Annotated in this window: 20 protein-coding genes; 3 read left to right on the forward strand and 17 right to left on the reverse strand. The window is 33.0% G+C overall.

Translation table 11 applies throughout. The features are described 5' to 3' along the window. Window positions 1-474: 474 nt before the first annotated feature. The 3 genes from C4S29_RS08445 to C4S29_RS08455 all read right to left on the reverse strand — a co-directional run bounded on the left by C4S29_RS08445 (window position 475) and on the right by C4S29_RS08455 (window position 3180). Window positions 475-1485 carry an alpha/beta fold hydrolase gene (locus C4S29_RS08445; RefSeq protein ID WP_103913703.1) on the reverse strand — a complete coding sequence of 337 codons (1011 nt, stop codon included), beginning with the start codon at window positions 1483-1485 and terminating at the stop codon, window positions 475-477. Between the two features lie 486 nt (window positions 1486-1971). Beyond that, window positions 1972-2550 carry a hypothetical protein gene (locus tag C4S29_RS08450; protein WP_103913704.1) on the reverse strand — a complete coding sequence of 193 codons (579 nt, stop codon included), beginning with the start codon at window positions 2548-2550 and terminating at the stop codon, window positions 1972-1974. Window positions 2551-2688: 138 nt separating this feature from the next. Beyond that, window positions 2689-3180, reverse strand: a complete 492-nt coding sequence (locus C4S29_RS08455; RefSeq protein ID WP_221405526.1) for a hypothetical protein — start codon at window positions 3178-3180, stop codon at window positions 2689-2691. Between the two features lie 131 nt (window positions 3181-3311). Between C4S29_RS08455 and C4S29_RS14670 the strand changes: the two genes are divergently transcribed. Beyond that, the gene (locus tag C4S29_RS14670; RefSeq protein WP_146063290.1) at window positions 3312-3515 is read left to right on the forward strand and encodes a hypothetical protein; all 204 of its coding nucleotides are present in this window, start codon (window positions 3312-3314) and stop codon (window positions 3513-3515) included. A 38-nt stretch (window positions 3516-3553) separates the two neighbouring features. On the opposite strand, the gene C4S29_RS08460 is transcribed toward C4S29_RS14670, so the two are convergent. The 4 genes from C4S29_RS08460 to C4S29_RS08475 all read right to left on the reverse strand — a co-directional run bounded on the left by C4S29_RS08460 (window position 3554) and on the right by C4S29_RS08475 (window position 7307). Further along, window positions 3554-4036, reverse strand: a complete 483-nt coding sequence (locus C4S29_RS08460) for a hypothetical protein (RefSeq protein ID WP_146063291.1) — start codon at window positions 4034-4036, stop codon at window positions 3554-3556. 215 nt (window positions 4037-4251) lie between these two features. Then, the gene (locus C4S29_RS08465; protein WP_146063292.1) at window positions 4252-5115 is read right to left on the reverse strand and encodes a hypothetical protein; all 864 of its coding nucleotides are present in this window, start codon (window positions 5113-5115) and stop codon (window positions 4252-4254) included. Window positions 5116-5415: 300 nt separating this feature from the next. Then, the gene (locus tag C4S29_RS08470) at window positions 5416-5853 is read right to left on the reverse strand and encodes a hypothetical protein (protein ID WP_233740522.1); all 438 of its coding nucleotides are present in this window, start codon (window positions 5851-5853) and stop codon (window positions 5416-5418) included. 11 nt (window positions 5854-5864) lie between these two features. Continuing rightward, the gene (locus tag C4S29_RS08475) at window positions 5865-7307 is read right to left on the reverse strand and encodes a hypothetical protein (RefSeq protein WP_146063293.1); all 1443 of its coding nucleotides are present in this window, start codon (window positions 7305-7307) and stop codon (window positions 5865-5867) included. Between the two features lie 360 nt (window positions 7308-7667). Here C4S29_RS08475 and C4S29_RS08480 point away from each other — a divergent pair, with 360 nt between their 5' ends. Then, window positions 7668-7973 (forward strand): hypothetical protein, encoded by a 306-nt coding sequence (locus C4S29_RS08480; RefSeq protein WP_103913709.1) that lies wholly within the window; start codon window positions 7668-7670, stop codon window positions 7971-7973. A 328-nt stretch (window positions 7974-8301) separates the two neighbouring features. On the opposite strand, the gene C4S29_RS08490 is transcribed toward C4S29_RS08480, so the two are convergent. From C4S29_RS08490 to C4S29_RS08525, 9 genes are all read right to left on the reverse strand, one after another. After that, complete coding sequence (locus tag C4S29_RS08490; RefSeq protein ID WP_146063294.1) at window positions 8302-9039, reverse strand: hypothetical protein; 738 nt, start codon at window positions 9037-9039, stop codon at window positions 8302-8304. Window positions 9040-9074: 35 nt separating this feature from the next. Continuing rightward, on the reverse strand, window positions 9075-9248 hold the full coding sequence (locus C4S29_RS14735) for a hypothetical protein (RefSeq protein WP_159969836.1): 174 nt from the start codon (window positions 9246-9248) through the stop codon (window positions 9075-9077). Between the two features lie 135 nt (window positions 9249-9383). Continuing rightward, entirely contained in the window at window positions 9384-11756 is a 2373-nt protein-coding gene (locus C4S29_RS08495) for an AIPR family protein (protein WP_103913712.1), read from the reverse strand. 3 nt (window positions 11757-11759) lie between these two features. Continuing rightward, window positions 11760-12731: a PD-(D/E)XK motif protein gene (locus tag C4S29_RS08500; RefSeq protein WP_103913713.1), complete on the reverse strand. Its 972-nt coding sequence runs from the start codon at window positions 12729-12731 to the stop codon at window positions 11760-11762. Beyond that, on the reverse strand, window positions 12728-15574 hold the full coding sequence (locus C4S29_RS08505; RefSeq protein ID WP_103913714.1) for a Z1 domain-containing protein: 2847 nt from the start codon (window positions 15572-15574) through the stop codon (window positions 12728-12730). Before C4S29_RS08505 ends, C4S29_RS08500 begins: the two co-directional genes overlap by 4 nt. Next, entirely contained in the window at window positions 15571-17031 is a 1461-nt protein-coding gene (locus C4S29_RS08510) for an ATP-binding protein (RefSeq protein ID WP_103913715.1), read from the reverse strand. Before C4S29_RS08510 ends, C4S29_RS08505 begins: the two co-directional genes overlap by 4 nt. Further along, window positions 17016-18263 (reverse strand): DNA cytosine methyltransferase, encoded by a 1248-nt coding sequence (locus tag C4S29_RS08515; protein ID WP_103913716.1) that lies wholly within the window; start codon window positions 18261-18263, stop codon window positions 17016-17018. Before C4S29_RS08515 ends, C4S29_RS08510 begins: the two co-directional genes overlap by 16 nt. Next, window positions 18260-18520 carry a helix-turn-helix domain-containing protein gene (locus C4S29_RS08520; protein WP_159969837.1) on the reverse strand — a complete coding sequence of 87 codons (261 nt, stop codon included), beginning with the start codon at window positions 18518-18520 and terminating at the stop codon, window positions 18260-18262. Before C4S29_RS08520 ends, C4S29_RS08515 begins: the two co-directional genes overlap by 4 nt. A 47-nt stretch (window positions 18521-18567) precedes the next feature. Beyond that, window positions 18568-18891, reverse strand: a complete 324-nt coding sequence (locus C4S29_RS08525; RefSeq protein WP_146063295.1) for a hypothetical protein — start codon at window positions 18889-18891, stop codon at window positions 18568-18570. Window positions 18892-19005: 114 nt separating this feature from the next. Here C4S29_RS08525 and C4S29_RS14740 point away from each other — a divergent pair, with 114 nt between their 5' ends. Next, window positions 19006-19161: a hypothetical protein gene (locus C4S29_RS14740; RefSeq protein WP_159969838.1), complete on the forward strand. Its 156-nt coding sequence runs from the start codon at window positions 19006-19008 to the stop codon at window positions 19159-19161. Between the two features lie 73 nt (window positions 19162-19234). Here C4S29_RS14740 and C4S29_RS08530 read toward each other — a convergent pair whose 3' ends face one another. After that, complete coding sequence (locus C4S29_RS08530) at window positions 19235-20023, reverse strand: GLPGLI family protein (protein ID WP_103913719.1); 789 nt, start codon at window positions 20021-20023, stop codon at window positions 19235-19237. Window positions 20024-20149 lie beyond the last annotated feature (126 nt).

The following is a 20149-nucleotide window of genomic DNA, read 5'->3' on the forward strand; positions in this document are numbered from 1 at the left end:
TTTGTTTTTTATTTAGCATTACTTTCTTCCCTTCAAAAGAAAAACCACCCGAAATTCTAGCCCCGGGTGAAGCGGCATCCCCGCCGCGGCGGGATATAGCGGAACACGGGACCAATTTTCAGAGCAGCGAAAAATTGCTTGCTTCTGAGTGCGTTTTCGTGTAGTTTTGGTTTTAAAATTTATGTGTTTTCTGTGCCCAAAATTTAAATTACTTTTTATGATGACCACACAATGCAATCGTGCTGTTGCCCGGGTGAATCCTCTTAAAAGCATCTATTTCTTCAATTCTTTTTACTAATTGAATTTAGTTTTGTGATTTAATCTATTGTTTTTTCTTTTCAATGCTTGTCTGCAATCGCTGTTTAGAATTGAGTTTGAAAGTTGGTGCGAATCGCAAAGTGCCTCACTTTCAACCTGCGACAAAGTTTATTTGGTGTTGTAACCTTAAAATTACTATTTCGCGCCCGCTTGATTTTAACCTTTTTTAGCGACTTTTTTGACTATTTCAATGATATCTTTATTAAATTTATCGGCCTCTTCTTCTGGCGGCTCATGTCCTGAATTTTCAAACCAAATAAACTCTTTTTGGGGAGCGCGTAATTTATTAAGATACTTTTCTGTAACTATGCCGGGTAAGTTCCAATCATGCTTACCAGCCATAAAATATACTGGGACGGATAGTGAAGTAATATTTGATAGATCGGTGTTAAATTGTTTACCTCCTAAACGGGAAGATGTATAATTGTAGGCTTTTTCCCAATCGTATTTTTTGTAGTCGTCGTAATAACTTTCTGCTTTTGCAATTTCATCAGCCTTCTCCTTTTTGTAAATAGTTCCGTCATATTTCACTAATAACAGATACTTGTTCATGAAGCATTCTTGTACTGTTTTGCAAACGGAAGGATCCTTGTCTTCAAGCAGCTTTATCTGTTTTAATGCCGCAGTATCCTTTCGTGATTTAGCTTGCTCTTTTATCCATTGCATGGAGGAATCCCAACTCTGTTGAAAATTTATGAGTTGCGAAACACCAATGTAAGCATAATAATCATCGGGATATCTTTTAGCGAGTTGCAACCCAATGACGCTGCCATAAGAAAAACCTAAAAGGACTATTTTCTTTTTATTGAATTTCTTTTTGAGATATTGGGTCAATTCGTGTGCATCACTAATTAGACTTTCCACACTGAGTTTTTTCGGGTTGGGATTACGCATGTATGATTGACCGCAGCCAGCTTGATCCCAAGAAACCACAATCATATCCTTTGTTAAATCGCTATTAAAATATCTCAGGTGAGGCGTTTGTGGCCAGCCTGGCCCACCATGCAAAAATAGTAAAACAGGTAATTCAGTGGACGCACCTGTCATTTCCACATATTGTTTTTCGCCGCCCAATTCAACAAAAGTTTTTTCGTGGACACTTTTTGTGTTCTGTTTTTGACAACCAATCACTAAAAACGCCGATAATAAAAGTAAAAGATGTTTCATTATTATAATATTTTATCGATTAAATTATGTTTTCTTTAAAGACGAATTGCCGCTAACGGTTTTGTCTATAAGTAGTTGCGTGTGTTAGCATTTAATTTTACAAGTGAGCATCAACTTGAAAATCTGCGAGGATTTTAAGAAATAGGCCAGAGCAATCTCAATCGTGTGGAGTTGTAACTTGATAGTATTTCTAAAGATTAATTTCGACTTACTAAAATTCTCAATTTTTACGCCGCATATTTTCTTGCATAAAGATATAAAAAAATAGTTTTTATCTGGCAAATTTTACTAGCAAGGATTGCAGAGCCGTACTATCAATGTACGCTCCTTTGCAAATTAAGCCCTCCAAAAAAATAAAAATAAATGTTTGCACCAAAAACAAATCTCTCTTAAATCGCTTTAAAAGAGCTTGGTTTTTATCTTATATTTTCAAAATTTTCTAAAATTTTACGGTTGCGCAACGGTTGCCGATGTTGTGCGGCGTTTCTATTCCAATCTTTCCTGTAATTCCCCAATTTCACTGCTTAATTTCCGTTTGTCTGAATGCATAATTACTGCTCCGCAATTTCCTCGATTTCCGTATAATTTCATTGCACTTTCCCGATTTAGAATTTTTATTTTTTTGATGGTTTCCGAATTTAAAACGTTCAGAATTATTGAAAAATTTGGGTTTAAATTCAAGTCAAGCAAAATCATATGTTCATTATTTTCAAGAAAGTTTAATATTTTACATTTGTCAGGATTAAACTCTCCATCTCTAATTTTTAGATTAATTCCAGTCAAATTTTGAGGAACGATTGAGTCGGTTTTTATTTTTTTAATGATTAGTTTAATTTGTTCACTTTTATTTTTAGTATTTTCTAAAATTCTCATCCATTCCAAATTTTTTGTTTTGGAAGTTAAACTGTCAAATTTATTTTGTGCGAGAGTTTTTGAAATGACGCATAACGTACGGTTCGGCTTCGCCGTCGTTCTGAAAAGGAAGTTGAAAACTTCTTTTTCAGAACGACGGCGAAGCCGAACCGTACGTTGGGAAAAATCGTCCCGAAGGGCGATTTTTCCCAACGTTTTCGGGCTTTGCGTTCGGGCGGGTTTCGGAGCACTAAACTGTCAACCAGCACTACACTTGAATAGAAGCACAAAACTCCAAGTTTGCACGTCACCCCGCCTGACGCAAAACCCTTGTTGGCGGTAGTTTTTATTTTAATTCAATTTTAGAATATCGTTTTCGCACCAAGTTGGTTTTCTCAATTCATCTTCTGTTTGATTACTATACATTTCATATTCATTGTAAAATTCTAATTCTGATATATTCAAATTGTCTTTTAATTTCAAATTTTTAGCAAATGATCTGAATATCATAAATTGACTTGGGACTTCAGCCCAATCTAGTCGATAATAAAATCCATCCAAAATATTATTCAGAGAATCAGTTTTTAGAATAACTATATCGTGAAGTTTTGTTTTATTAAAATCATCGCTTTTTATTCCATCAAATTCTTTTACAAAAGTGTATGTTGTGTATTGACCTTTTACGGGTTTAAAATATACTTTCATAGAGTCAAGTCCATGATTCAAAGAATTTATGTTTTTAATTGTTAAATAGTTAATTTCAGAACTTTCTTTTTTTTCTATTAGTTTAAAAGAAATATTCTCATTGCTTTTTTGAGAAAATGATATTATTGATAATAACATTGAAATAATAGTTAATAAAATTTTCATGCAGTTCGTTAATTAAATTACAGCCAACGTACGGTTCGGCTTTGTCGTCGTTCTGAAAAGGAAGTTGAAAACTTCTTTTTCAGAATGCGTCAAAGGCGACAGTTGTGAAAACGTCGTGCGAATGCAACGATGGTTTCACAACTGTCGGCGAAGCCGAGCCGTACGTTGGGAAAAATCGTCCCGAAGGGCGATTTTTCCCAACGTTCTGCGGCTTGCTCTCAGTGGCGTTGAACCAACACCAAGCCATTACAAATATAACAAAACATTCCATTCAGCAGCGCATTTTCCGAAGGAAAATCCGGAAGTAGCCATTGAAGCAAACCGCTGTTGTAAGTAGTATTTTTATTTAGTTCTCTTTGTAATTTCCAATTTCGTCCATGTAGAAGTTGGTCAAATTTAAATTTTTGAAGGCTTTAAATATTTTTCTTTTATTGGTTGAAATAAAAATTATTCCGCAATCTGCACTTGTTCCGTATAAAACTTTTCTTTTATCATCAATCCAAACTTCTACAGCAGAAATATTATTTTCAGTTATCAGTTTCGAAACTGAATTAGTTAAGTTATCATTTAATGGATTTTCAATTCTGAACGCAATTTTTTTTTTCTTATATTTTACAACGTAAAGTGGTTTGCAAAATCCTTGATTTCTAATTTTACTAATTGAATCCAATTTTGGTATTCTTTGAACTGTAATACCATCGGGAAAACTCCATTTGATATAAACATTCATATCCGAAATCAAACGTTGATTTATTAACTCAATTTTTTCAGTCAATATGTTAGATGATTTCAGCGATTGAAACCATAAATCATTAGTTTTTTTTGTCAAAATAAGTTGTTTATCTTGAGCAAAACTATATATTGAATTTAAAAATAAAAATGCTATTAGAATGTTTTTCATAATATTACTTACAACGTTTAGTATATGAAAAGTAGGCGATTACGAAGCACGAAACTTTCGGTTAAACACAAGGTTTTATACGAGCTGAAATGCTTGATTTCGATACTGTTTCGCCTATTTTTTATATACATTGTTACCACCAGTTATTTTTCCCATTCTTTATAAAATCCACTTTTAATGTATTCTTTACCTCTTTCATTTAAAGGTTTCCCTTGAAATTCAGAATAAATTTCATAAGCATCTTCCACGGTATTAACGCCTATTTCAAAACAGGCACGACCCCATTTATAAAGTGCTACACTTTGTTTAGTTGTAAAAACACCTGGCTTAATTTGAACACCATCAAATTCTTTTCCTTTTATTTCAGTAAAAAAGTCCAGTGTACCACCTTCTCTTGATTCTGAAATAATATAGTTCTTAATTTCAGTCTTTGAAGGTAGCATTATATCAGAAGGCATATTTTTATCTAATTTCTCTTTTTTAATTAATGTCCAAACTGCGTCTTCTATTTCCTGATTAAAAATGATTTTAAACTCTTTTCCATTAAAGTTCAATATGCCGTTCTTTATAAAGGCTGTTGAGTCATATTTTTCGTCTATAAGTTCGTTAGCTCTATTTTCTGTTATGTCACCTATTAAGTCACAAGGGAAATTTGATTGCTTTTTTGTATTCATAACAATAGTCATAAACTCTCTCATTGGGTCATTTTGTAACATAACCATTACTACCATTTTACTTTCCTTTGTCAATATGTAAAAGTTGGAAGCGAGGTTAGTCGCAGCTTTTTCAATTTGCTCTAAAGTCGGTTTTTCAGAAATAAAAACAGAAGATTGTTTATTTTCTATGTTGTTCTTAAGAGTGTAATAATTAGAAATTAAAAGAAAGTCTTCTATTACTGTCTCGTTTGTTGATACTGAATTAAAAACAGGGTTTCCGTTTTTGTCTGTCTGTCCAAAAACTTGTCCTAATGTTAAGAATGTTAAAATAATAATTAAGGTTTTTTTCATTGTCATTTATTTCAGTTGTAGTTTGTGTTAATTGGTGGTAACGTACGGCTCGGCTTTGTCGTCGTTCTGAAAAGGAAGTTGAAAACTTCTTTTTCAGAATGCGTCAAAGGCGACAGTTGTGAAAACGTCGTGCGAATGCAACGATGGTTTCACAACTGTCGGCGAAGCCGAGCCGTACGTTGGGAAAAATCGTCCCGAAGGGCGATTTTTCCCAACGGCTGGGTATTTGTGAAGAAAGCCCCTATTCACAAAGTAAATTCGGGGGCTTTTTTTACAAATATCTTGTTGGCTATAGTGGTATTAGTTTTTACCAGAAACATAGATATCGGAAATAATTAATTGTCCAAGATTTTTTTCATCTTCTTTTGTCAACTCTGTACACCCAGGTTTTTCATAAGTACATTTTTCTCCTTGAAATTCCCAATTTTGATTAAAAACAATAGTGATTCGTGTAGGTTTAGTAGATATTTTGCTTGTTGATTTTTTATAAATTTCTTTATTTACGAAAAGTAAACTCAATCTGTTAATTTCTTTTAAATTTTTATTTGGAAAAGGAATTATTGATTTTATTTCAACATCTATATTTTGCAGTAAATAACTTAAAGGTTTTCCAACGAAGTCTTTTTTATTAATTTCTAATTTTTTTGCATCGCCTATAGACTTCATAGTTGTTTGAGAACAAGCCATAAATGAAAGTAAAACTATAATAAGAGTGAATGTTTTGTTAATATTTTTCATTTTAATTATTTTTAATTTGGACATGGTGTATTTTGATAAGTTGTGGTTCCATCACTATTTGTATTGCTGGTATAATTTACTTTTTTGAAATTTCCATTTTTATCCATTTTAGTAAGCGAGATTCCAGAATTATACTTATCTAAAATAACAGAAAGAGCCATTTCTTGATTATCATTATTATAGAATGAAATATCATCCCATTCATTAAAAAGAGGTTGAGGAAAATTCACAAAATTTCCACCATTTGGGTTAGATGTAATAGTAAGTGGATAATTTTGAATAAATATATTCATTGCATTCTTATCTGTGACAATCAAAGCATAAGTCGTTCCATTTAGCGTCATAACATATCTTGTACTATAATTCGTAAATTGTTCTTGGTTATTTATTAGAACATAAAAATCTCCAGGTGAAGGTGGATTATTTCCTAGATGATTGTGTAAATCTGCAATTGGGTCGGAAAAAGTATGAGTTAATGTGCCAGAACTCGTTCCTCCTGTTTGAACAGATGTAGATTTTGTTTCACCACCCACATTTCCCAAAACAACACCATTTTCTTTTCCGTTATTCATATCAGTGATGTTTGTTTTTGCAGTACTAAATGCAGATGTTTTCGAAGTTGTAGTTGCTTTAGTTGCTCCATCTTTTGCTTTCGTACACGGATCTTTTTGTTCTTCGGGATCATGATATTCGCCACCTCCTTCTCCATCTGGTGGTTTACACATATGATAACCACCACAATTTCCGCCATCCCCTTCTTTACCGCCACCACCGCCATCGCCAGAATAACCATTTCCATTTCCATGAGGAAAAATAATGATTACATCTTGAATATGACACTCTCCACTTGAATCTTCAGTTGAACCTGATGCACAAGTACCACTTTTTGAAAAGATATTCTTATTTTTACTAAAATTATTACTGTAAGCCAATTGAAATGCTAAAATATTGTTTAAATATAAACTACTATTTTTATCAATCGCTTTAAAATAAAGTTGTGTTTCATTTTCAGTAAGTGCAGCAACAACCAAATCAACCACTTTTCCTTGATTTATTTTGGGATACATCATAATCAAATCCTCGTTGTTATATTTAAATGGTTGAGAATGCAAACGAAATTCAATGTAAGGAACGTTATTCTGAACAATGAAATACTGTTTTTTTGCATTGTCAAAATCCACTTTGTTTTCGGTATTAATAAGACCCGTAATGTTAGTTTTATTTATTGAATCAAAACGTTGTGCCATGTAAGCAAAAGTGTTTCCATAATCAAATCCTTCAGAGTTCTTACTAAAGCGATTTTCAGCATATTTCTCCTGAAAAATATAGAATTTTTGGACTGCTTGTTCTTTATTGGTCGTGTTTTCAATAAAATCGCTTTCCGATCTACAACTACTAAAAATAAGAGCCGTAAATATGCAGAAGCCAAAAAGTTTGAGTAGTTTTCTTCCCATAATTTGATTTTTTAAGTTAATAATTTTTTTAATGTCGACGGTTTTTAGGCGCAATTTTTAAAACCATTGTAGCCAACGTACGGCTCGGCTTTGTCGTCGTTCTGAAAAGGAAGTTGAAAACTTCTTTTTCAGAATGCGTCAAAGGCGACAGTTGTGAAAACGTCGTGCGAATGCAACGATGGTTTCACAACTGTCGGCGAAGCCGAGCCGTACGTTGGGAAAAATCGTCCCGAAGGGCGATTTTTCCCAACGTTTTGCAGCTAACAGAAGTGGCTGCTTTTAGAACTTCTGAATTAAAAACAAATGCTTGTAGCAGCCATTTTTGTTAGGTGCTGTTATAGGCTGTAAAATTTGCGGATTATGAGCAGAGAACATAATAGAGAACCAATTAAACACACTTGCCCTGATATTGATAAATACATCAAGTGGATAAAGATGGAAATAGTAAAAGACCGTGATTTAAAAAATATGGACGAAAAAGAATTATTTGATGTGGCTTCTTCAATGTCATCAAAACTTGAGGAATGTATTGACCACCTTGAGGAATTGAGAAAGTCAAATGATACATTAAGGCAATGGGGAATTGAAGAAGCAAGAAATGTTGATGACCTTGAGGCAGGGGTGTATGAATTGGAATCTAAACTTCCATTAGATGCAGTGACGTAGCAAATTTTATTGCTTATAACGTACGGCTCGGCTTTGTCGTCGTTCTGAAAAGGAAGTTGAAAACTTCTTTTTCAGAATGCGTCAAAGGCGACAGTTGTGAAAACGTCGTGCGAATGCAACGATGGTTTCACAACTGTCGGCGAAGCCGAGCCGTACGTTGGGAAAAATCGTCCCGAAGGGCGATTTTTCCCAACGTTTTGCAGCTACCCGAAGGTGGCGATTTCGAAGCACTTCACTGTCAACCAAGCTGAAACTTTGATAGAAGCACAAAGCTTGATTTAACCACTGAACCGCCACTTTTGGGTAGGTGCTGTTATGGTGCGTTTTTCTATTCATTTTCAAGTTGTTTCAAAAGGTATTTCAGGTCGGAATATGGTGCAGTGTCGTCAGTCTCCCATTCTTTCTTGTTGTCAATTCTGTTCTTAACTGCTTCAATACTATGAGGTCTACTAGCCTTTAATATTCTGTAAATTTCGGGAACGTAAGGATAGTCAGTGGGGTCGTAATACATCCATACATTTATTAAAAGGTCCAAATCATCTTTGTCGGTTACCGTTTTCAGTGATTTCAGGCTTTTGGTCATTAAGGCTTTGTCGTCTTGTGAGTCGGTCGATTCTTGATATTGAATATAATCTTCAAAAACATATCGAATGTTCTTAATGTGGTCAACATTTAATTCGTTCCATATCGTTTCAATAAACTTACTGTCTCGCAAGTCAAAGCAATAGTCATTGTTTTCTTTTATGTATTGTCCATTTATTCTAAAACTCCTTTTGGTTCCGTCCTTCAAATGAACGTCAATAAAATACAATGGGATTGCCTTTCTCAGTCCGTTTGGTTTCGAGTTATTAAACTTCTCAACAAACTGGTTTTTCTGCTCGTCAGTCAATCGTTTTGTTAGGTTATCTAATGTGTCGGTTTGTCCTGCTCTGTTTTTTATTTCAATAAAGTCAACTGTTTCAATGTCGATATTTGTTTTCTCAAAATTCGATTTAGACTTTGTTTGTCCGCAAGCTGTAAAAGTTGTAGAAACGATAAAAATCAATATGTATGTTAACTGTCTCACTATCGTTTTTTTAAATGCACCATAACGTTTCTCAGCTATACGCAGGCAGGGATTTTTACCACTGAACTTCCTACGAAGAACTGAACTTTAAATTTAGCACTTTCCTTTCCTACGAAGCACGAAACCCCTGCTTGCGTATAGGTGATGTTACCACCTGTGCTTCCTTGTCTGCCGTGGTTTGTCTGTCTATTTGTTGTTGTGATTTTCATTATCTTTTGTCGTGCGGTGGGGCATTTTTTAAAATTTCTTTTTTTCTTGAGTTGGCTTTGCAAGCTCTTTGACAAAGCTTTGGTTTTAACGTTGGCTCGTGCGGCTTTGGCAATGTGCTTGCAAATAGCGTGGGATTATACTTTAATTCCAAACTTCTTTAATTTCTTTATTGATTCATAAGTTCTTATTAACGCTTGTTCTTTTACTTTTTCTTTTTTCGCTAATGATGTTTGAACTGATTTTACATTTGATAGTTCTAAATTATTGAAAATTTTTGTCTGGTTTGCTACGTCAATAATTCGTTTCCAATCGTCTTTTGAAATCAAAAGAAGTTTGTCGTAAATGAATTTTACTTCAACAATTTCTTTTTCTTCAAGCTTTGATAATGCTTTTACTTCGTCAATAAGTTGAGGAGTTATTTGAATGTAGTCTAATACCTTTTTGCCAAAAGTTATTTCTCTTGTTGTTAAGTTTTTATTCTTACTTAATCTGCTTACTAAGTCAAAAGCCGCTGACCAATCAAAGCCGTCTGGCTTGTTTTTATCAATGTGAAGCCTGAAACCGTCCCAAAATTTCAATCCCATTTTTTGAATTTCGCTAACGACAAAAATAGAATCTTCTACACTGTTTGTGTCAATTTCCTTTTCATTTTCTCTTTGCGTTTTTTCTTCTTCTGAAATTAAATAACTATCCAAAATTGAAATCAAATTTTCTGAATACTTTGTGTTCTTCAATTTGTCCCACGAAGTTGGTCGTTTTGCGAACTCCGAAACCATTCCGCCTCCGTTTGTCTCTAAATGATTATAGACAAAAATCAATAAGTTTTTAAGGTGATTGCTTACAAAATCATCAATTTTTTGTTCTTCGTAAAGTTTCCATAAGTCAAAACGATTTTCGGTTAAGAAATGGAAAAATGAGACTGTATAAGCAACAGAAAATGATTTTATACTTGTGTTTTCGCCAATTGCATTAACTCCTTTTCTGCCAAATAATTTATCAGTTGTTTTGAATAGAATTGCATTTGCAATTAATTTGCGATAAAAATTCTCGCTTGGTAATTTGTTTTTATTGACTAGTTCAGTAATCTTTTTCGTGTAGTGAATAAAGTTTTTCTGTGAACCTTGTGAAACAAAATGCGGCTCTAATTCCCAAATATTAATAAATTTTGCAATGTCAGATTTTACAAATTTTCTGTCTGACGGATTTTGTTCTTTGAATTTCTTTTGCTGTGCTGGCGTTTGTTTGTTAAGCGTTTCACGATATTGACCATTTGCACGTTCAAAGAACCACAACAACGATTGATTTTTATTTTCTGGATTTACAACATACTTTTTTCTTGATAGGTTTTCAATCTGAACGAAATAAGGATTGTTTGAAGATAAATCCAATTCAGAAACTTTATTTTGGCTGTTAGCAAAGCGTGAAATGTTGGGGACTTCAATGTTTTTTTGTTCTTTATCTTTGATAACCGTAAGTTTCATTTGAACAAAAATTTTGCTCAAATCAGCATCTTTAAATTTCTTTTGGGTGTGATACAATGAAGCCGTGGTTTGACCACCATTCACAATTTGAAAATCGTTCAATTTTGTAATGACTAACTGATTATCTATAAACTTGGTTTCAACGCTTTCGGCTGTTGCGGTAATTCCGTTATTATATGGCAGAAACATTTGCGGTTTGTTACGAATGGTATCTCTAATTCCTTTATTGAACTTACCGGCTTGTCCTAAAAACGCACGAACATTACTTTCCAATAATTCATTTGAAAATTCTTTGTATAATTTTGCTAAAATTTCGCCCGGAACAATTGCCAAATAACAATCGTACATTTCATCAATGCTCGGAACTTGTAAGCATTGTAAACCTTTACCATTTACTGTGAAATTCTCAAATTCTATTTCAATAGGTTCGTGTACACTGTTAGATTCATTGATTTTAAACAATCGTGCAATATCCCAAGTATGAACAAAAACATCTGCATCAGCAATTTCAATTTTTTCTTTATCGTGATTTGAAAAACCATTAATCAGAAAATAAACATTGATACGGTCAAAATCTTTTCCTTGTTTTCCAATTATCTCAATTAGATGATACAATTCTTCGTGTGCTTTGTCAATGTAATCAATATGCCGTTTTAATGCAGCATTAATAAAGCGTTTAATCTGATTGAGCGATTTTGTATAATCGTCTTTTGTAATATTGTAATCGTATTCGTTTTTGTAGAATGTGATAAACAAATCAAGCGTTTCGTAGTATTCCTTTTTGTTTTCGTCTTTTGCAAAATCTTTCAAACAAAATCCGTTGATTTTCCAATCAATTCCACCCTGACTGTTAGGGTGAACATAGGATAATACTCTTGCTCCTTCTGACTTTCCAATTGATTCTAAAACTTCAATAGAATATTCTGTGAATTTGTCCTCAAAACTCGCTCCTTCGCCTTCTGAATAAACATAAGAAGCCACAATAGATTTTACTTCTTCAATATAGTTTTCTAAAGCTCTTTCCATTTATTAAATTTTTTCAATTATGGTTTCGGATTCTACGATAAAATTCTCTACTGCCGAAATCTCTATTGAATACGAGGTATCATAAATTCCCAACGGTAAATCGCTTTTTACGATTTTAGGAAATTCAGAAGTTACATTAAAAGCAAACGTTTTTTTAAGCGAATACATTTTTCCGTAATGTTCTTTGTCCTCATCAAAATAACCGTATAGCTGTAATTTACCTTTGAATAAATTTCGTTCTTCTTCGGTTGAAATATTTTTTCGGGTTTGTTCTACGATTGAGTTAAGCGAAATGCCGTTGTCTTTTACCGCTTCCGTTGAATACAAAACCAAAAACAATTCGTTTAAACTTTCAGCATCTAATTGTCTTTCGTTAGAAACTTTAATTCGTGGCTGTTTTGAGGAAGTAAATTTAATTTCAATACCAACAGAACCTAATGTAAAATCTTTGGCTTGGAACTCTTGCTCTACCCCCGTCCAAGCATTTACGGCATTTGTAGATGTTTTTTTGTTATTCAAAAGGTAATTGAGAAACAACAATTCGCCAATCAACCCTTTTTGCTGTTCAAGAGTTAAACCGTTAAAGTTTATTTTATCAAAAAGTTTCTTCCATTTTGAAACCACATTCAGCGTTGTTGTTATTGCATCACTTTCAGTAACGCTTGGTTCAATATCTTCCAGAATGTTTTGAACAAACAACGAAAAAATATCTTTCAACTCGTTATCTAAAAGATATATGTAAAGTTCAATTTTGTCTTCAAAAGGCAAAGTGTAAATTTCTACTCCTTTGAAACGGTAATTTTTCAGTTCAGGAATTGCAACATTTTTTGAAACCGACATTATGTACAAGTGCTGACCTGTGATGTGGTTTGTAGCAGCAAAGCAATTTAAATGCGGAATTTCATCAATTCTGGTTTTGATGATAATATCACCTGTCGGCTTATGATTTTCCCAAATGGATTTAATGTTTATCATGAGTTTTCAGTTTCAGGATTGTCATCATCTTCCATTATTTCTTCCTCAAAATCAAGATATTTTTTTGATACCTTGTATGAAACTTTTTCCTCATCTTCAATTTTTGGAAAATGTATGCTATAGCCTATTATAGGTAATCCATATTTTTCTTCAAAGAAAGTTCCTCTCTCATCTAAGGCATATATTAAAAGCAATCCTTTTTTTTCTATTGATCTTCGCTCTTTAATTTTACTATATTCCTTGTTTTGAACCTCCAAATCAACTTGTCTATCGCCTGTTTGGTCAATTTGATTTTTTGAAATCAAAAAGTTCTCTGAATTTCTATTTTTCAATAATTGATTTCTAACGCTACAATTCATTTTAATTTTTTCACCTTCATACTCTAATATATAAGATGAAATTTTATCAATAGGTTTTCTTTCCTTAGGTGGTGTGTTACCGTTGTAATCAATGAAAACCATTTCATCAGTATTTCCAACAATACAGATATTCCACTCTTTAATTCTTGTGCCTTTAGATTGCTTTATGATATACTCACTTAATGTTGAATTATTAATTGAAGGTTGATTAATTTTATAAGTGTCAATAAAACTACATAGTGCTTCTAAATTTACATTACGATAGAGCAAATGTCTTATTTTACCTTTGAGCACTTTTCTATTTTCAATTGATGGGAAACCAATTGAGTTTATTAATGATTTCAATGCAAAAAAGTTATTTTCAATAGCATTTTTAGTTTTCAATAAACAATAGGTTTGTGGATTTTCGCCAGAAAATGATATTTCGATATCTTCCGAAAAATACAGTTTGTTTAAACTTGTTATTGTTAGCAAACCGTGATGATTTCTGACTTTCAAACGAAAATCTTTTGGTCGTTGATGAGTTGCGGTCATTTCGTCAAAATCATTTCGCATTTCTTCCGTTGCCATTGTGATGTGGTTAAACCACTCAAAAATTTGGTTTGTGGTGTACAATCGGCACAAATCAACATAACCTGGGCGATAGCCAAACCAACGACCCATTTGCATAAGAGAGTCATACATTCGGGTTGTTCTGATGTAATAAGAAACTGACAATCCTTCTAACGTAATCCCCCTAGATAAACGGCTTCCTCCAACAGCAATAACATATAAGCTTTTTCCTTCTTTTTCATATCTACTATAATCTATCTCTTGTATGTTGTGGTATTCCAAATTTGTTGTTGAACGTGTGCCGTGAACAGAACGAACATCAATTTTTAAAGCGGCAGGTTTAAGTTCTTTTTTAACGACTTCCCAATTATGTTCTTTTATTCTAATGTCAGTATAATCCAGATTTTCCAATACATTTCTAGTAGTTGGTAAAAAGTCTGTTTCGTAGATTTCTTTTAGTTCTTTTAACAAAGTATCATCTTCGCTTTGTATTGCGTCTTGATATTCTTTTGTTTTTTCATTTACCAAATAAGCAACTTTGTCAATCCAACGTACCAATAGGGCAACGTGAATCAACATTGAATTATGTTTGTTCTCGTGTCCTCGAACCCTGCGAATAGCACAAGTAAGAATGAATGATTTTATTGCGCGTTCTAAACTTGGCGGAAGATATTCGGGTAAAATATCTTTGTTTTCACGATTGATTGTTCTGAAAAATGGTGGGTCGTAATCGCTAATTTCTCGGAAAATATCTAAAGGTTCTTTTGTAAGTTCTGGTTTTGAATTTTCGTAACCGAATATTTTTGCAGCACCTATGTAATTGGTCGGTGCTTTAATATTTATGATAAAATCCCTTGGAAATAAATCTTCTCCAATTTTGTACTGTTTGCCTTTTACAATGGTTGTAAGTTCTTCGTTATGGTCTTGTGAAATAAACAAGTTTGCGTATGGTGTTGCAGTGTAACCAACAAAAGTGTTTTGATTAAAAATATTTAGCAAAGTTCGGATTAAACGGTTTATCGTTTTGATTTCGTTAATATCTCGCGAGGCGTTTACAGAAGCAGAATCGGCTTCATCATCAATTATTAACGCAGGAACGTCAAACAATTTTGGTGTGCCATCAATCAACTTTGCATTTACATCTTTTGAAAACCAATCAATAAGATTTTCAAGAATACTTTTATTCTTTTTAATGACAAAAACAACTGGATTTTTACCAATTGGAATATTTAATCTTGTTGCAATTTTTTGGTTAAAATCTCCTTCATCTCCGCTTTTGTAATAGGATGAAGTTAAAGAATAGATGTCCGTATTTGTTTTGTATTTACCAACTCCAATAACTCTGTTCTCGTTTTCTCTAATAAATGCAGAGCTATTTCTACCTATATAACCCGAATCAATTCTTTCTTGTGTCTGTCTTCTTAAAGAACTAATTGTACCTGCAATGATGATGATTACTTTATAACCAGCATCAGTTGCTTTATTGACTAGCCCAACATAGTTAGAGGTTTTTCCAGATTGAACGTGTCCAACCACCATTCCTCGTCTGTCCCAAGAACCATCTTTTTTAGGATTAACACATTTGTCGAGAATTTTATCAGTGAAGTCGTCCAAATCATTTATTGGAAATGACGGGTCATTTTCTGACATAAACAGTTTGTATCTGTTCCACAATTCAAAATTGATGTTTGCTTTTTCATCATTTAGCCAAGGCTCAATATCTTCTGATAAGATCGTAATTTCTCCTTTACCAATACTAAAATCAGCTCGAAGAATTTCAAACAATTCTTGTTTGTCAAAAGTTTGACCTTCAACTATGTTGATTGCAGATGCTTTTTCAATTACAGATAAAAGAACTTCATCAGTGATTTGTCCTTGATGAACCTGTAATAGGGTATGTGCAATTGCTCTTGCAGATTGTAGTAAACTCATTTTAGATATTCATTGATTAAAGGATATAAATTAAAAGGAGTAGCACTCAAAATTTGTTGCTTTGCTAATTCTTCTGGCACTCCTTGCGATATGTTTATTTTGTATAACTCAACCGCTAAATTGATTAAATCATCACTTGGTTTTTCTGTTTGTTTTTCTAATTCGTGGAAAGAAGGGTCTTCATTTTGATTACTTAAAATCAATTCTATCGGAACATTTTCTTCAAGTAGTTTCAGTGCCTTTCCTGTCAATTTACTATTTTCGTCAAGTAACGATTTTATTATTGGGTGCTTTCTATTGATTTTATATTTCTTAATTCCTTCTCTTGTTTTTTCGTCAATCCATAAAGGTTCGTGATTTACGCTTCCTTTCTCGGTAATTGTTTTTTGTCCTCGCCAATTATAAATTTTTGCTGACTTCATAATTGCAATTCTTGCAATTCGGTCAAGTTCTTTACGAATTTCTATTGGGGGTGTAGCTGTTGATTTTTTAATATCCAAGTGCCAGTTAAAATCATTTTCGTTTGAAAGGTTAACTGCAATTCTTGCCAACTTTGAATAATCACGTTTCTTTTGAAGTCCTAACCAATCTCCAGCAACAAGCAATCTATCACCCCGATAAATATAAAATCCTTGTTCCTGAAACCATCCTAATGAACCACCTGAATTTTCATAATCTGTTTTCCCAATTTCAGACATATGCGGAAGTATGAAGTAGGTTATTTCAACATTGCCAAAAATTTCAGGTTGTCCCATTTCGGGCTTTGGGCTTAAGTTTAGTAAGAATGGATTGTATGGTTCAATTTCATCATTCTGGAAAAATATTTTTATTCGTTTACTTTCAATGAACTTGTGAAATACTAGACGCAAGTGTTCTTTAACTGAAATCATCTCTGCATAAAATGCCGATTTAACGTTCTCATTGCTTATCTCAGCTATTCCGACAATGCGGTCTAACTTTTCCCAAAGAACTAATGTTCCTGATTTTTGAATTTCTATTTTTTCAATAAATGAATTATCAGAAACATAATCTAACAATTGCCATTCGTTTTCTGAATTGATAAAATCAATATCCCAACAACGCTTAATTGTTGCGTAGCTTTCACGTTTTGTAATACAAGTCAGTCGTCTGCATTGAGAAAATGAAGCGGTTTTCAAGCCCATTCCAAAGCGTCCTAAATCTTTTTCGCTTCTAATTTCTTCGGGGTCTTTACTACCCGGAGTCATAGCCAAAACAAGTTCCTCCTTGTTCATTCCTGTTCCGTTGTCAGAAATAGAAATAAACGAATCTTGACCGTTCCATTTATAATCTAATCTGATTTCATCTGCGTTTGCAGATATAGAATTGTCGATAATATCTGCAATAGCCGTAGAAAGGTTATAACCAAAACTTCTGTAAGAATTAATGGTAGATTTTGGATTTGGCTTTGCTATTTCGGCTTTTACATATTCTTCCATATCATTTCCCTAATTTTTTCTGCAATTTTTTGAGCCATTAATGGCGGAACGGCATTACCTATTTGTTTAAAGGCAGCTGTCCTGCTTCCTTCAAAGAAATAATCATCAGGGAAAGATTGTATTCTTGCAGCTTCTCTTACACTTATTGAACGATTTTGTTTTTTATCAGGATGTATATAATAATGACCGTCCATTGCTATATGAGCAACAACAGTATGTGAAACACCTTTACCATTTACCACTTGAAAGCGATTAACAAACGAATCTGTATTTGAATGCTTGATAAGTCTTTTTGGTAATTCAGCATAATTTAATCTTTTACCGTTGTTCCATTTTTCAATAGCAATTTGGTAAATTTCTAAATCGTTATCATTGTTCGGTCTTACAATATGCTGTGTTACGAATTCCAAACCGTTTCTGATATTGGTTTGCTTTAAATATTCTGTTGTTGGCTTTGTGTACGCTACAGCATTTAAGGTTCCTTGTCCATTTTTCAATGGCTTCAAATCAGAAAATAAGTCCTTTAAAATCTGAAAACTATGCTCTGTTGTTTCAAACTCTGGATATTTTAGATTTAGTTCTTTTTTCCACCCAATTATGATTACTCTTTTTCTGTCTTGTAATACCCCAAAATCTTTTGCGTTTAAATGATTCTTTGGAGGTATAGCAACTTCATAACCAGCATTTTTTACTGCTTTAAAAATCTTATTTAGATATTCTCCATTTTTTGCAGATAAAATGCCAGGCACATTTTCAAATACAAACATATTTGGGTTGTATTTCTCTAAAAACTTAACGTAATGTTTGTATAGGTGGTTACGTGGGTCGCTTTCCATATCCTTTCTAGCACGACCAACTATTGAGTATGCTTGACAAGGTGGTCCCCCAATAATTAAATCAACGTTGTTTCCGTTTAATTCTTTGTCAATTGAATTAAATATTTCAGGCAATGTGCTTTCTGAAATTTCTTTATTTATAACTGAATTAATTAAATGTTCGGGAACATTCTTCCAAAGTTCTTCTTTGTTCTTAGTTTCCGATTTTAAATAATCATTATAGATTTCGGCTTTTTTATTCTCTTTGAGCCAGTGGTAAGCTGTTCTTGTTTTAATTGTATCGCAAGCATCTTTGTTCATCTCAACGTGTGCAATAGGACTAAACCCTGCACGAATAAATCCCTCAGAAAGACCACCTGCACCAGCGAATAAATCTATATAGTTTAATTCCTTCATATTTGAGTTACAGATTTATTGTTTTTAGTTTCTTTCAATTGGAATTCAAAATCCAAAAACCAAGAAAATTTCGATAAATAGTCAAGACTTAAATTGAATTTGCCATTTTCAATTTTAGAAATTGTGGAACGATTAACATTCATTATTCCAGCTAATTCATCTTGGCTATATCCTTTTTTTTCACGAATACCTTTGATAGTATCACCTATTTTAATGCGGTATTCTTGAATGAATTTTTCTTTGGTTTCTATTTTCATTTTTCTTGTTGCAAAATTTATAGCATTGCTCATAATTGTAAAAATATTTAATGGGGCAAAGTTACAAATATTAAATGAAAAGGTGCAATATATTGAACATTTGTTTTTAACAAATTAATAGTGTTTGTTATTTTATTGTCATCAGTAGCGTTGGCAAAAATTGCACTCTTTTGGTTTTGCGAAGGGTCGGCTTGTGTGTAGGGCAAAACCAAATGTGTGCAATGCGGGTCGGCAAAAAGAAATTTTAAAAAATGCGAAGGGTCGGCTTTTTCTTTTTTCTCTGTCACCAGTACAAATGGTAAAACACGGTCAGCTTGTATGACTGTCCTCTTAATAGATATGGTCTGTATATCGAATCCGTTTTTAGTCATTGTCTGCTGTCATCTGTCTTTTTAGCATTGGTGGTAACGTACGGCTCGGCTTTGTCGTCGTTCTGAAAAGGAAGTTGAAAACTTCTTTTTCAGAATGCGTCAAAGGCGACAGTTGTGAAAACGTCGTGCGAATGCAACGATGGTTTCACAACTGTCGGCGAAGCCGAGCCGTACGTTGGGAAAAATCGTCCCGAAGGGCGATTTTTCCCAACGTTTTGCGGCTTTGCGATGGTGCGGATTAATATGCAAAATCTTTCTATTACATACTAAACTTCGGAACATCGTAAATCTTTAAACTTGCGTAAATCCCGCACTATTGCAAAACCGCTGTTAGCGGAAGTTTTTATTTATAGTTGATTTTGTGATTTAATTCAATTGGATTATTATTTTCTATAATATCTTTTTGGCGATTTTTAGATAATTGATTAATATCTAGTTGTTTTCCATTAGCATCAGTAAATGTAACTGTTTTGCCTAATTTTGAATTTAAATCATAAGGATCATTATAAAATGATTTTGCTAAATTTTGATATTTTGTCCAGTCAATAGGAATAGATTTTAATCTAATATCAAATAAATCTCCTAATTTTTTAACTTGTATTAAATTAAAAGAGTAGTCAGTTTTATCATCTTCAATTGACAATATTAAACCTGGTAATCCGTTAAAAATGTAAGGTCCATCGTTATATGATAATTCGCTTGTAAACCACGCAGTCCACTTTCTACCTCCATAATTAACTTCTGCTTTTTGAGACTTATATTTTCCAATTACTTTTTGATCAGTCAAAATTTTCCAATTTAATTTTTCGGTAATAGGAAGAGCGTAATTATTATGTAAATAAGTAATAATTTTTATAATACTATTATCTTTTAGATTTTTTTTAACATAAAATTGATTTTCAACACCTAAAGTAAACATTCCATTCTTATTGTTTTGTGTTAAAGAATCTGATTTCTTATCCATCAATTGTCTAAAAACTGAATTTGTGTTCTCTATATCTAAAATCATAGTTTCAGAATTAGGTTTTTCGGACTCATCGGAACTCAATTTATATTTTATGTCATAAACAAAACTAATTTTTTGAGAAAAGCAAAATATTGAGAATAGTAAAAAAAGTGGGATAAATTTCATTTGTTATGTGATTGGTTATTTTAAAATTTCTGCTAACGTACGGCTCGGCTTTGTCGTCGTTCTGAAAAGGAAGTTGAAAACTTCTTTTTCAGAATGCGTCAAAGGCGACAGTTGTGAAAACGTCGT

The sequence above is a fragment of the Halpernia humi genome, assembly GCF_900108025.1.
Classification (GTDB): Bacteria; Bacteroidota; Bacteroidia; order Flavobacteriales; family Weeksellaceae; genus Halpernia; species Halpernia humi.